The organism is Trichocoleus sp. ST-U1, assembly GCF_039961835.1.
GTDB lineage: Bacteria > Cyanobacteriota > Cyanobacteriia > Cyanobacteriales > FACHB-T130 > FACHB-T130.
In genome coordinates, this window is sequence record NZ_JAMPJZ010000114.1 from 1 (window position 1) to 13171 (window position 13171).

Annotated in this window: 11 protein-coding genes; 5 read left to right on the plus strand and 6 right to left on the minus strand. The window is 48.4% G+C overall.

Features of this window, described 5'->3' with window-relative positions:
• Positions 1 to 167: 167 nt before the first annotated feature.
• Together NDA06_RS24355 and NDA06_RS24360 are read left to right on the plus strand one after the other, a co-directional pair.
• Positions 168 to 680, plus strand: a complete 513-nt coding sequence (locus tag NDA06_RS24355) for a MogA/MoaB family molybdenum cofactor biosynthesis protein (protein WP_190414837.1) — start codon at positions 168 to 170, stop codon at positions 678 to 680.
• Between the two features lie 153 nt (positions 681 to 833).
• The gene (locus NDA06_RS24360; protein WP_199324222.1) at positions 834 to 1199 is read left to right on the plus strand and encodes a four helix bundle protein; all 366 of its coding nucleotides are present in this window, start codon (positions 834 to 836) and stop codon (positions 1197 to 1199) included.
• A gap of 148 nt (positions 1200 to 1347) precedes the next feature.
• On the opposite strand, the gene ctpB is transcribed toward NDA06_RS24360, so the two are convergent.
• On the minus strand, positions 1348 to 2655 hold the full coding sequence (gene ctpB / locus NDA06_RS24365; protein ID WP_190414839.1) for a carboxyl-terminal processing protease CtpB: 1308 nt from the start codon (positions 2653 to 2655) through the stop codon (positions 1348 to 1350).
• Between the two features lie 292 nt (positions 2656 to 2947).
• Here ctpB and NDA06_RS24370 point away from each other — a divergent pair, with 292 nt between their 5' ends.
• Positions 2948 to 3661: a YdcF family protein gene (locus NDA06_RS24370; RefSeq protein ID WP_190986953.1), complete on the plus strand. Its 714-nt coding sequence runs from the start codon at positions 2948 to 2950 to the stop codon at positions 3659 to 3661.
• Between the two features lie 52 nt (positions 3662 to 3713).
• Here NDA06_RS24370 and recJ read toward each other — a convergent pair whose 3' ends face one another.
• From recJ to larC, 4 genes are all read right to left on the minus strand, one after another.
• Complete coding sequence (gene recJ, locus NDA06_RS24375) at positions 3714 to 6089, minus strand: single-stranded-DNA-specific exonuclease RecJ (protein WP_190986954.1); 2376 nt, start codon at positions 6087 to 6089, stop codon at positions 3714 to 3716.
• A 318-nt stretch (positions 6090 to 6407) separates the two neighbouring features.
• Complete coding sequence (locus NDA06_RS24380) at positions 6408 to 7556, minus strand: alanine--glyoxylate aminotransferase family protein (protein WP_190986955.1); 1149 nt, start codon at positions 7554 to 7556, stop codon at positions 6408 to 6410.
• A 238-nt stretch (positions 7557 to 7794) separates the two neighbouring features.
• Positions 7795 to 8655, minus strand: coding sequence for a class D beta-lactamase (blaOXA, locus tag NDA06_RS24385; protein WP_190414845.1), 861 nt, complete (start codon positions 8653 to 8655; stop codon positions 7795 to 7797).
• 101 nt (positions 8656 to 8756) lie between these two features.
• Positions 8757 to 10106, minus strand: a complete 1350-nt coding sequence (larC, locus tag NDA06_RS24390; protein ID WP_190986956.1) for a nickel pincer cofactor biosynthesis protein LarC — start codon at positions 10104 to 10106, stop codon at positions 8757 to 8759.
• 70 nt (positions 10107 to 10176) lie between these two features.
• Here larC and NDA06_RS24395 point away from each other — a divergent pair, with 70 nt between their 5' ends.
• Positions 10177 to 10830 carry an L-threonylcarbamoyladenylate synthase gene (locus tag NDA06_RS24395; RefSeq protein ID WP_190414847.1) on the plus strand — a complete coding sequence of 218 codons (654 nt, stop codon included), beginning with the start codon at positions 10177 to 10179 and terminating at the stop codon, positions 10828 to 10830.
• Positions 10831 to 11310: 480 nt separating this feature from the next.
• Positions 11311 to 12507, plus strand: coding sequence for a HetZ-related protein (locus NDA06_RS24400; protein WP_190986957.1), 1197 nt, complete (start codon positions 11311 to 11313; stop codon positions 12505 to 12507).
• Positions 12508 to 12575: 68 nt separating this feature from the next.
• On the opposite strand, the gene NDA06_RS24405 is transcribed toward NDA06_RS24400, so the two are convergent.
• The coding region (locus NDA06_RS24405) for an ATP-binding cassette domain-containing protein (protein ID WP_348251893.1) at positions 12576 to 13171 on the minus strand (596 nt) is incomplete at its 5' end.

The following is a 13171-nucleotide window of genomic DNA, read 5'->3' on the forward strand; positions in this document are numbered from 1 at the left end:
AAAATGGTTGATACTTTGCTTGCTACTGCACTTGATTTAGTCAATCCAAAACACCTACGCAACTGGTTCACAAACTGCTGCTACTGTACTTCATGAACTTGCAATCTGCTGTATCCCAGAAAAGCCCGTTTTTAAAAACTCAAAACTCTTGAGGGAATAGCTTACCCATGACCAATCTGCCTCACCCAGACCCGGAGAGGATGACAGTGACTTGCGCTGTTATCACAGTTAGCGATACGCGATCGCCCGAAACCGACAAAAGCGGTCAATTGATTAAACAGTTACTCCGAGATGCCGGTCATGCGGTCTCAGAGTACGCCATTCTCAAAGATGAACCGGAGGAGATTCGGGCGCAGCTGCAAGCACTCGCCCAACGCCCGGATCTGGATGCTTTGATCTTCAATGGAGGCACTGGCATCGCGCCGAGAGATACCACCTACGACGCTCTAGAAAGCTTGCTCTCAAAAATCTTGCCTGGATTTGGCGAATTGTTCCGGTTTCTCAGTTATCAAGAAATTGGCTCGCGGGCGATCGCATCTCGCGCCGTTGCCGGTGTCTATCAAACCAAATTGGTATTTTCCATCCCCGGTTCTACCAATGCCGTTAAACTTGCCATCCAACAGCTAATTTTGCCAGAACTCGTTCACTTAGTTAGCCAGCTACAGAAAAGTGAGGAGTGAAGAGTTAGGACTGAGGACTGAGGGCTGAGGACTGAGAAGTGAACAGTCAGGAATCAGGAGTCAAGAGTCAGGAGTGAAGGCGTCTTACAGGCGAGTCAGTGAGAAATAGAGGGGGATAGGCGAGTGAAAGATAGAGTAGAGCGATTTGAAGATTTGATTGCTTGGCAAAAAGCTAGAATCCTTACAAAATCAATTTATCAAGTCACTCAACAGGGTGATTTTGCAAAAGACTTTGGGCTTTCTAGGCAAATTCAACGAGCAGCAGTCTCCATAATGTCTAATATTGCAGAAGGCTTCGAGCGAGGTGGTCGGGCAGAGTTTCATCAGTTTCTTTCTATCGCCAAATCTTCTTGTGCCGAACTTCGTTCTCAACTCTATGTCGCCTTTGATATTGGTTATCTCAAGCAGACTGAATTCAACCAGCTTTTAACACAGGCACAAGAAGTTGCTCGAATTACAGGCGGTCTTCGCGCTGCCGTTAAGAAACAAAAATACCAACAAAAAAGGACTGAGGACTGAGGATTGAGGACTGGGCTAGAAGAAAAGAAATATTTAAAAGCAGTCAATTTTTCTCCAGTTTCTTCTTACTTCTTCCTCTTTTCCTCAGTCCTCAGTCCTCAGTCCTCAACCCTCAGTCCTCACTCTTCAGTCCTCACTTCCTTTGCTCTTAACGGACGCTAATCGGTCGGGTCCGTTGAGGTTTATTGGGTTGGGCAAGGCGGGTGTTTTCCAAAGCTGCGATCGCGCGAGCATATTGGGGATCTTGCTGAGTTCCCACCAGCGATGGATTCGTCCCCAGACGCTTTCGCTGATCGTCGTTCAGGTCAATCTTGATATCCGGAGTCACCCCCTTGTGGCTGATATCCGTTCCTAGGGGAGTGTAGTAGTGGGCAATCGTGACCGCTAAACCCGAACCATCGGAGAGAGAATGTACCGACTGCACTAACGCTTTGCCAAAGGTTTGAGAGCCAATAATTGTGGCTCGACCATTATCCTTCAACGCACCTGAGAGAATCTCGCTGGCGCTTGCCGAGTTGCCATCTACCAGCACAGCCAAAGGCAACTGTGTCAGCGCCGTGCGATTTGTCGCAAATTCTTCGTTGTCTCCCTTGCGGTCTACGGTACGGACGATAGCACCTTTGTCCATCCACATCCGGGCAATTTCCACACTCGCGTGCAATAACCCACCCGGATTTCCCCGCAAATCCAATACAAAAGCATCTACTTTGTCGTTATTCAGAGACTGGATGGCGCGGCGCATCTGCTCTGCTGAGTGAGCGCTAAATTCATTCAGACGGATATAGCCAACGCGCAACTTGCCTTCCTGCTTGACCGACTGACGGACGGCTGCTATTTCAATCTGCGCTCTGGTCAATGTCACATCAAAGTCGCCTTTTCCGTCTCGTGACAGCTTAAGCTTTACTTTCGTCCCCACCTCACCCCGAATCAGGTTAGCGGCGGCTTCCACACTCATCCCTTTTGTGGCTTTGCCATCAATTGTCAAAATCTTGTCCCCAGTCTGAAGTCCCGCTCTCACTGCTGGGGAATTCTCAATGGGTTCTACGACGGTAAGAACCTGAGTCTTTTCGTTCAGTTCCAAGCGCAAACCGACGCCAGAGAGTTCGCCGGAAGTTTGACTGGTGAGGGCTTGGTACTGTTTGGGATCTAAAAAGCGGGTGTAGGGATCGCCTAAGGTTTCCAATGCTTCCCGAATCGCCTTGTAGGCATCTTCACGGGAATTATAGTTTTTGTTCAACAGCTGTTGCCGCTTTGCTTGCCAATCCACCTGATTAAAGGTGCCATCAACATACTCGCGGTTGACAATTTGCCATGCCTCATCGACAACTGATTTTGGACTTTCCTGTAGAGCAGCGCGAACGGAGGAGCCAAAGAAAGACAAAGCTGCTGTCGTAGCGATCGCTCCACCAAAGAGAGCAACATGGAGCAAGGAAAAGTTTTTTGGGGATGGATTCATGAACGGTGGCTCGAACGGGTGGGGTTTAATGTGTAGATACCGCGTGACGCCTGAAACGAACTATTTCTAAGATACTCAGGTTAATTAACCAGGCTGCATCAATTTTGTGCCAGTTCGCCCAGTGTCCTCCTTATTCGTCTCTGTAACAAGGATAACAGTCTAATTTAGCTAGACTCCCCTGCAAATTTTTGTCTACCTAAGTGTAATCGCCGCCAGAGTAAAAGAACAACAAAATCGCTTGGCTAGCTAAAGTAGTGTTAAGCATCGGCTAAATACCCTTCAAATTCTCAAAATGCCCGGAAAACGCAGAGGTAGTTCAACTGTGCGCGATCGCATCAACTTATCTAGGCGGGCTGGTTTCAGAAGATGGCGACAACTTCTAACACCAGGGATCGCTATCTTTAGCGTCATCTTGGGGACATGGTTATTAACTATTATGCTAACTTTGCGCTCTGCGGCGTCCGGTCCAGTAGATGCCTATTTAGTTTTAGGAGGTAGTATTCGTAGAGAAATATACGTAGCTCAGCTTGCAAAAGAATACCCGCAAACCCGCATATTAATTTCTCAAGGTTCTCCCGAACCATGCATTTTGCTAATTTTTCAACGGGAAAATGCTCCCATAGAGCAAGTTTGGTTAGAAAAGTGTGCAGACTCCACTTTTGGTAACTTCTACTATAGTGTGCCGATTCTACGCGAATGGGGAGTAAAAAAAGTCAAACTAATTACTTCCGGCACCCATCTACCACGAGCTAAGTGGCTAGCACAGATTCTCATGGGCGCTCAAGGCATTTGGGTAGAGCCAGAGATTGTTCCCGAACAAGGCATTCCTGGCAATCGAGAATCCTCTTTCAAGACAGGATTGGACTTATCTCGTAGTTTGTTGTGGGCAATGGTGAGTCAGGTTTATCAGCCTAAATGTTCAAAATTAATTCCCCTGAAGGATGTAGATATAAAAGATTGGCGTCAGCGGGGTTTTAAGTGCGAACACCAGGGGAATATTCAGTAGCGAGCCGCACTCTCTTACCCAGCAGTAACAAATGCGATCGCCGACTCATTTTTTAATAAACCGCAGTTTGAGCAGCCATCGCTCGAATGGTAGACAAGGGAATTTCATAGAAGTACCTTTGGCGAAATTGTTCTTCTTGAACTGCTGCGATAAATTGTTCGATGGCTGTCTCTGCTTTCGGTAATTGTCCGTTCCCTAAATCAGAATGAGCGGCATCTTCCTGGGAATGCCAAGTAATTTGAACCATCCAGTCGAGTTGTTTAACATGGAAGCCGAGATGAGAAATAGCTTCTAATCCGAGTTGGAGAGTGCGATCGCTAATTCCCAGCTTTTGGTGCAGTTGAGTATACGTCGCCTCTTGACCCGTTCGACTCAGATATTTGGCAATTCCTAACAGTTGCAGCCAGATTTGGCTGGGGGGAACGGGTTCTGGGGGAGGATAAGCGATCGCGAGGGTTTGATTTGCCTGAATTGCCCGCCTGAACCACACTTGCAGCTCATCCCAGCTACTGGGGCACTCTCGAACTGGCAGAACTGATAGCGCAGCAGTAGCAAGTGCGGACTCCTCACGACAGTCTAAAATCCAGTCTATCTGGTTCGGAGTGCCTAACTGCTGCGGCTGTTCTAAAGAACGCACGGCAATTATCCGCACTTCATAGTGAGGTCTAATCCCTTTATTAGGATTTTCGTAGCTATTAAAATCAAGCTCGACAATTGCATCGCATCTACCTTGAGGTAGTTCTTCCTTATAATGTCCCCACCAGATTCCTGAAAACCCAGTTTCGCAAGAGTCATCCCGAATTTTAAAAGTTGTTTTGATATATTGAACTTTTGCGCCTTTTAAGTCCTGAGTATTGCTATTCCAACTATTTTCAAACCAGCAATTTTGAATGAGCAATTTTGGTGCTGGATTACCCATTCCGCAGGGTTCTAATAGTTTCAGTTCCCAAAATAAATCTCTTCCTAATTCACTGACCGTACACACCAAATCTGCCTGCACAATCGGCGCTAAAGGTGTCCCATCTGGCGTGCCCACAGAAGCTCGCAATTGCTGGTTAACAGCTTCTGTAAACAGGGGAATCTTATCAACTGGGAGACTCAACCCAGCAGCGAAGGGATGACCGCCAAATCGATGTAAGAGGTGTTCTTGCGCTTTCACCAACTGGTAAAGATCGACTTGATTCACAGAACGGGCGGAACCGCGTGCTAAAGCGTTTTCACTCAAATCGCCCTCTGTACTCAACAAAATCGTAGGACGCCCTGTTTCCTGCGCCACTTGCCCCGCCACTAAACCCAAGACACCGACAGGCCATTGCGTATCGCAAAGAACAATCACGCTAGTCGTTGATAAGTCCAGCTGGCTTAATTTTTTATTAACTTCAGCGGCGACATCTTTTTGCAACGACTTGCGACGGGCATTGGCTAATTCTGTTTCTAATGCCAACTGCTGACAGCGCTTCTCATCGCGGCTGGTAAGTAACTCCACACAGAAGGAAGCATCGCCTTGAATGCGGCTAACTGCGTTAATTCTAGGGCCAAGACCGAAAGAAATGTCCGTTGGGCGATCGCCACTTTTCTGACACAATTCTAATAGACGAGCAACCCCAGGACGATTCCGCTTTTTGGTTTGCTGTTGCAGCACTGAAATTCCTCGCTGTGCCAGGTAGCGACAATCACCGCTTAACTGCACTAAATCTGCAATTAAACCAATTGCCACTAAATCCAATAAATCTTCTAATGGCTGTTGGGGAATATCTGGCAAAGTTTCATAAAGCGCTTCTACCAGCTTGTAAGCCACTGCCACACCGGAAAGGTGAAACATCGGATGGTCATTGGATAAATACCGGGGGTTGATGATAGCTGTTAACGCTGGACGTTCCTCTGGCAGGGTGTGGTGATCCGTGACAATTACATCAATCCCTAGTTGATGGGCATATTCAATTTCCTTCAGATTTGTGCTGCCAGTATCGCAAGTTACAATTAGCTTCGTTCCATCCTGGGCAAGGGCGTCAATTCCCCGTTCATTGAGTCCATGAGACTCCGTTAAACGATTGGGGATGTAATAAACTAGCTGCTGCTGCTGGGTAAAAAACTGTCCCAGTCCATCCCAGAGAACCGATGTTGCAGTAATCCCATCAGCATCAAAATCTCCCCAAATGGAAACTTTTTCCCCCGCGTTACGGGCTTTTATTAATCGTTCTACAGCCCATTGCATTTCCTGCCCAAATTCAAAGGGACTTGCCGGGTGATACAACTGAGAATTTAAAAACCCCGACAATTGCTGAATATCGCGAATCCCCCGTTGCCACAACAGCTGTGCGGCATAATGTCCGGGTAATCCTGGGGCGTGGCGTCTGACTTCGTCAATAAATCCCGCCGGTGGTTCAACCGTTGACTGGATTTGCCATTGAAGTTGCTGCTGTGACATTTTTCTTTTTATCCTTCTTTCTGGCATCCTATCTCACAATAATTGCCTCGCGAAGAGATAGGGATGCTATAGATGGCAACTAAAAAACAAAATAGGATTGCAGATGTGTTGATCGAGAAATATGAATCTGACACCAGAATTTAGCCGGTATCAAAATGCTGCCATAGTGCTGATTAGACGCTGGGTACTAAGTTCCTAATCACGACAAATTGAACTGGGACTCTGATTTCTTGCGTAAGGGCATGGTACAGCCATGCCCCTACAGAACGCCAATGAGTGTAAGTTGTTTAATCCAGGTTCCTTACCCTAAATTCGTAACTAATGAGGTAAAACCTGCTTTAATGCCTCTACAAGGCGATCCACACTCTCTGGACGACTGTTGAATCCCATAAGACCCACACGCCAGACTTTACCGGCGAGTTCGCCCAGTCCGCCGCCAATTTCTATATTGTGTTCGTTGAGTAGCTGACGCGCGATCGCTTTGCCATCCACACCCTCTGGAATGCAAACTGTTGTCAGGGTTGGCAGGCGAAACTCTCGTTTAACGTGCATAGTAAGTCCTAAGTTTTCTAAACTTTCCCAGAGATACTCGACGTTCTTTTGATGGCGCGTCCAGCTATTTTCGATTCCTTCTTCTGCAATCAAACGCAACGCTTCCCGCAGAGCATAGTACAAGTTAATTGGAGCAGTGTGGTGATAGGTGCGTTCCTTGCCCCAATACTTACTCAACAACGTCATATCTAAATACCAGTTAGCCACCTTCGTGTCACGTTGTTGCAATTTCTCAATTGCACGAGGACTCATGGTAAACGGCGAAGCACCGGGAGGGCAACCTAACCCTTTCTGGCTACAGCTATAAGCTAAGTCAACCTTCCACTCATCCAGAAACAAGGGGACGCCCCCCAGACTGGTAACACTATCCACTAATAGCAGACAGTCAAATTCACGGCAGAGGTCGCCGACTCCTTCCAAGGGTTGGCGTGCCCCCGTGGAGGTCTCGGCATGGACTAAAGCCAGAATCGCTGGGCGATGAGTTTCTAAGGCGGTTCGGAGTTCGTCTATGGGGAACACTTGCCCCCAAGGTTTGGTAATCGTTCGCACATCCGCACCATATCGTCCTGCCATATCCACGAGGCGGTTGCCAAAGTACCCGCTAACGCCCACTAGAACCACATCTCCGGGTTCGGTGACGTTGGCAAGGGTTGCTTCCATTGCTGCCGTTCCCGTACCGCTGACTGCAATGGTGAGGGGGTTTTCTGTCTGCCAAACATAGCGCAGCAACATCTGGATTTCGTCCATCAGTCCCAGAAATGCTGGATCGAGGTGCCCCACGGGAGGGGTATTCATCGCCTGAAGGACAGCGGGATGGGCATTGGATGGACCTGGACCCAGCAGCAAACGAGTCGGGATTTCTAGAGGGGCGAGTTGCAGCCGAGTTGTGTTGTTAATTGAGGAGGTTAGGGTCATGATTGGTTCTAGGCTCGATCAAGCGAGGACTATTTTAGAGTCTAAAGGTTAGCTGAGTGCAAGTAACGCTACTGATATAGCAGTCTTAAATAATTCGTGAAGGCGAGATCCCGAACTTCTTTAAGAAGTCCGGGATCTGAAGGGCTGCCTCACAGCTCAAATAGAATTGCGATAAATCATCTAAGAGACTATTTTTGAAGAAAATCTGAAAGCAGAAACTTAAGGACTTGCTAGTGTTTTAAAGTAGTCCTAAGGCTTTAAGACTGCGCCGGGTAATTTCAATGCGATTGACGCCATCATTATCATTTCGCATATCCATATTTGTGGCAAAGAAATAAACATTTTTGTTCTGTTCCAGATATCCCACAAACCAGCCATTCTCAGGAGTCGTACTGTCCGTCCAGCCAGTCTTTCCGCGCAGCACATAGTCTGGAGTTTGTTCGCGTACCATAATATCTTTGACCAAATCTAAGCTGCGTTGGGAAAAGGGTAAGTCGTTGCGATAGAGACGTTGCAGAAACTCAATCTCTTGTTTGGGCGTAATTTTTAAAGGGCCGCTTAACCAAAATCGATCGATTTGCTCAGATGTCCCAATTTGACGGTTTCCATAGCCGACTTGATTGATAAATTTCTGCATCCGTTCGTGCCCAATTTTCCGAGCCAAAACTTGGTAGAACCAAACCGTTGAGTCTTTAAAACCTTGGCGCAAGTTGGTGTCTCGGTTCCAAGCTGTGATGTTCCGTTGAATGCCGTCCCAGGTTAAAACAGTCACCTCATCTCGAATCACCCCTGTTTCCAATGCCACAAGCGCGTTGAAAATCTTGAAGGTTGAAGCGGGGAAGAATGCCGTTGAGTTTCGAGGCGCGTTATGTTCGTAGAATTGGTTTTTATTTTGGTCATAAACCACAATTGACCCTTCAATGCCCAGTTCTCGGAAAGAACGCCCTAGGTCTATCCCTTGAGTTGTAGTGATTTCCGAAGTTGGTTGAGGTGGCTGAGAGTTCGCAGCAGTGCCGAGGAAACCGCTAATGGTCAATAGCGCCACGAGGCTAGCAATGGCGATCGCGATCGCTAAGGGCACTTGCTTAATTCGATACATCTGGATTTTCCTTACGTGATTTTCAAACCAGTCGTAATGCAGGAATGGGTTTGGCAATTCCTGAAATCTAGTTAGGTATCTGGATCTTGCTGGCAGCAAATTCAAGTATTACGACTGTTCTGGAGATACCAGGTATTGAGCGCCAGTTGATGCACCTCTCGCCAGGGAAGGTTATTTGCCTTCGCTAATTCGGCACAATCTTCGTATTCTGGCTGCACATTCGCGATCGCTTTCTGGTTAGGATGCCCCGTCCAGGCAACCTTGACGCGAACGAAGCCATATTCTGTCAGAACCTGTTGAATTTCTCGCTGCAAAATCGAGCGTTGCTGTGTCTGACGCCGGATGCCGAGTGTCGTCGTTTCTCGGAATAAGATCGCTTCGCAAGCGGATATTTGTTCGGGATGGCAAATAACCGTCAGCAAAATGCCAGGACGAGACTTTTTCATCCCAATCGGTTGCGTGAAGACATCCACCGCACCGGCGTTAAACAGTGCCTCAAACACATAGCCGATGGCTTGGGGACTCAAGTCATCGATTTGGGTTTCCAGCACCGAAATTATTTCTAAAGAGGGGCTTTCGGAAGGCTGAAGGAATCCCGACTCTTGTTGAGAAGCAAATCGCGTCTCCACACCCTCACCAATCCAGAGGCGCAGAATATTGGGAATCGGTAACTGACGGGAACCGGCACCATTTCCAACCCGCTGGATCGTCATGGGGGGTGGAGATCCAAAGCCGGTGGCAAGCGTACAAGCGATCGCTGCTCCAGTCGGTGTCACCAGTTCCCGATCGATCCCATTACTATAAACTGGCACCTGGCGAGATTCCCACAACTTTAATACAGCCGGTACCGGCACCGCTAGCTGACCGTGAGCTGCTCTAACCATCCCGCCACCAGTGGGGAGTGCCGAACAATATAGTTCGTCAATCCCCAACCAATCCAAGCCCAGACAAGTGCCGACAATATCTACAATGGCATCAGTCGCCCCGACTTCATGAAAATGAACTTCTTCTGGGGGAATGCCGTGAACCGCTCCTTCTGCGTCTGCCAGCCGTTGAAACACTGCCAAACTGGACGCTTGTACTCGTAACGGAAACTCTGCGGCTGCAATCAACTGGACAATTTCTGGCAAATGCCGCGTCGGGGAATGAGAATGAACCCGATCGCGATCGCCATCGTAATGCTGATGCTGATGCCCACCATTTTGCCGGTGATGTTCGTGGTGGTGATTTGAATCGGTGCGATCGCGATCGCTCAAATCTACGTGAAATTTAGTAGCTTGCTGACCGTTCCGGTGAACGTGTTCGGCTCGTAACTGGTATTCTTGGGAAATTCCCAGCCTCTTGAGCTTTTCTATCAAATAATCTAGGGGAACTCCCGCATCTACAAGTGCCCCCAGGCACATATCACCGGCAATTCCTGTTGGACATTCTAGATACGCTAGCTTGTTCATAAGGAGTAATCAGGAGTCAGGAAAAATTCTGGATTCTGAATTCTGTAGTCTCAGTTCTGGATTCTGCATTATGGCGACAATCTACAATATCCATCCTGATACACCGCAAACTCGTGGAATAGAACAAATAGTAGGTGCCCTAAGAGCAGGCGCTGTGATGCTATATCCCACTGATACTGTCTACGCGATTGGCTGTGACCTAAATGTCAAGTCAGCGGTGGAGCGTGTGAGGCTCCTTAAGCAGCTATCTAATGATAAGCCCCTGACGTTCCTGTGTCCGTCTCTGTCCAACATTGCCCAATATGCCATCGTCAGTGATGTCGCTTATCGGATTATGAGGAATTTAATTCCTGGGACTTACACGTTTCTGCTACCCGCCACCAAATTAGTGCCGAAACTGGTGATGAGTCCTAAGCGCAAAACGACGGGTATTCGGGTTCCGGAGCATACAGTGTGCCAGTCGCTGTTGCAGGCATTAGGCAATCCGATTATTTCCACCTCAGCTCACCTCGTGGATGAGAATGGCAACGCCCCAACCCTAGGGTTGGAGAAGGCAAAATTGTTTGACCAGCTAGACAAGCTAGTCGATCTGATTGTGGACATTGGCTCGGAACCAGGAGATGGGGTTTCCACAATTTTAGATTTGACAGATGAGGAACCTGTCATCGTCCGGCGCGGTCTGGGATGGGAGGCTGCAACGGCTTGGGCGACATCGGTCAGTTGATTTTAGATGAAAGATTAAAGATTAAAGATTGAGTTAAAGCTTTTACATCCAAAATCCCCAATCGCTAATCTAAAATCCCTTTGCGAACTAAAGACAATTAACTACAGCCTCGGCACTAGGGAATTCGGACGATAACCCTACCAGCAATCCACTTCCTGGATTGTCCACTCAACACCAGCTCCTACCGCTTTGCGACAACACTTGTGCGTCGATAGTTTGAGGGGCGCAAGCCCAGATACAGCAAGGGTTAGTGCTTCTTTTAGGTCAGATGGAATGGGGAGAGAGCGTAGAGATGACCCATAGTGAGCTGAGAGTAGTAACACACCCGCTGTCCGGTGTCTAACAATCAGCCCCTACAGTCTATATATAGAGAGTTGAGACGGTCAATCGCAGGCGCTGCCTGAAGGGAGACAAAACTTTTGAACCGTTCTCAGTGGCTCTTGTTGACTTTGAATACTGTCGCTACCAGGGGCTTTCACCATGACAACTATTAATTCTCTCAGCCAATCTTCTGAAAATCTATGCCACTCGACCGAGCAACTGTTGGGAATCGACGTGGAAACAATGACCGACCTGTTGTTAGAGGAATTACGGACTGAAATCAAAACGACGTCATTGCACGTTCAGGCGATCGCTAACCGGATCGCTCTAGAGGTGCAGCGGATTTGCAGCAAGAGTCCGCGCATCCAGACTTCTGGTGAGGTTCGCTCTTGGCAGTTAAATCTGGGACGGCATCGGTTGCAAAAGTGTCTGTCATACTACCGGCTGGGTTCTAAGCGGGGTCGGGTTGAACTGCACAGCAACCTCAGCGCGATGGTTTATCGCTATGTGGTGTCGCCCAACTCTCAGTTAGGTTTTCAAGCCCGCTACAACCTGATTGAGGACTTCTTGCAAGAGTTTTACGCCGAGTCAATCAAAGCTTTCCGGCGGGAAAACGAGCTGACAATAGACTACACTCCCCGCACTCAACTGGAACTGGCGGAGTATATGGCATTCAGCGAACAGTATGCCAAGCGTCGCATCAATTTACCGAATGGCACCAGCCAGCAGCTGATTGTGTTGAGGGCACAGGGGTTTGCTCGCCGCCAGCCTGCTGAGACGAGCATGGATATTGAGAAGGCGATTGAGTTTCCCAGAGGTGAAGATGCGGACACGCAAAGTCGGTCAGCGGCGATGCACCAGCTGCGATCGCAATTGGTTGCCGATACGATTGACCCGGCGGAAGCGGTATTGCGGGATCGCGTCGTTGCCGAACTGATGGAATACCTGCAAGCCCAAGGTCAAGAGGACTGTGTCAATTACCTGGTTTTAAAGCTGCAAGACCTCTCCGCACCAGAGATTGACGAAATCCTGGGTTTAACCGCACGTCAGCGCGACTATTTGCAACAGCGCTTTAAGTACCATGTGGAAAAATTCTCTCGTCAAAATAACTGGAAGCTGGTACATCAATGGTTGGGAGCCGATCTCGACCAAAAGCTGGGACTCTCTTCTCAGCAGTGGGAAGCGTTTTGGAATCAACTTTCTCTGGAACAGCAGCAGCTATTGCAGTTAAAACAAGCTCAAGTCAACGAGCGGGAGATTGCTCAAACACTCGGATGCACGCCCAAACAGTTACAAAAGCGCTGGACTCAAGTGCTGGAAATGGCTTGGAAAATCCGCAACCAAGGAGATTTATGACTAATGAGTTTCGAGTGTTGAGTTAAGATAATTCTCTTAATTCAACACTCATCACTCATCACTTTCCTCTAACCCCACTGAAATTTCCCCGGAATGGAATAGGAACGGGAATCGAGCAAATGCTCCGCCTGACCCACTGCAACAACTTGTCCTGCTGCCAAGATTACTAAACGATCGGCGAGTTCCAGGGCATCGGCTCGTGAATGAGTCACCAGTACAACCGGCAAGTTAAATTGACGTTGAATGGTTTTCAACTCGGTTCGGAGGGTTGCTCTCAAATCATCATCGAGGGCGCTGAAAGGTTCATCAAGAAGCAGAATTTTGGGGTAGGGAGCTAAAGCCCGCGCGATCGCTACCCGTTGGGCTTGTCCGCCAGAAATTCGCTGCACGGGTTGATGTACCAGATCCTCAAGTTCTAACAAATTTACCAATTCGCGAACGCGCTGCTGCCGCCGGTGCCGTTGCCAGCGGTTGAGAGCAAAGCCAATATTTTCCGCTACGTTCAAATGCCCAAATAAGGCGCAGTTTTGGAAGACATAACCGACATTTCGCCGGTGCGCTGGCAAGTTCAGACGCTCTTTAGTATCCAGGAAGATTGTTCCCGCCACTTCAATCCGGCCCCAGTCCGGACGCAACAACCCTGCGATCTCTTGTAATGTCGAAC

What these genes read in the sequence shown, in the direction of transcription:
- NDA06_RS24355 (WP_190414837.1), top strand. Translation starts at nt 168, where the DNA reads ATGACCAATCTGCCTCACCCAGACCCGGAGAGGATGACAGTGACTTGC.
- ctpB (WP_190414839.1), bottom strand. Translation starts at nt 2,655, where the DNA reads ATGAATCCATCCCCAAAAAACTTTTCCTTGCTCCATGTTGCTCTCTTT.
- NDA06_RS24370 (WP_190986953.1), top strand. Translation starts at nt 2,948, where the DNA reads ATGCCCGGAAAACGCAGAGGTAGTTCAACTGTGCGCGATCGCATCAAC.
- recJ (WP_190986954.1), bottom strand. Translation starts at nt 6,089, where the DNA reads ATGTCACAGCAGCAACTTCAATGGCAAATCCAGTCAACGGTTGAACCA.
- NDA06_RS24380 (WP_190986955.1), bottom strand. Translation starts at nt 7,556, where the DNA reads ATGACCCTAACCTCCTCAATTAACAACACAACTCGGCTGCAACTCGCC.
- blaOXA (WP_190414845.1), bottom strand. Translation starts at nt 8,655, where the DNA reads ATGTATCGAATTAAGCAAGTGCCCTTAGCGATCGCGATCGCCATTGCT.
- larC (WP_190986956.1), bottom strand. Translation starts at nt 10,106, where the DNA reads ATGAACAAGCTAGCGTATCTAGAATGTCCAACAGGAATTGCCGGTGAT.
- NDA06_RS24395 (WP_190414847.1), top strand. Translation starts at nt 10,177, where the DNA reads ATGGCGACAATCTACAATATCCATCCTGATACACCGCAAACTCGTGGA.
- NDA06_RS24400 (WP_190986957.1), top strand. Translation starts at nt 11,311, where the DNA reads ATGACAACTATTAATTCTCTCAGCCAATCTTCTGAAAATCTATGCCAC.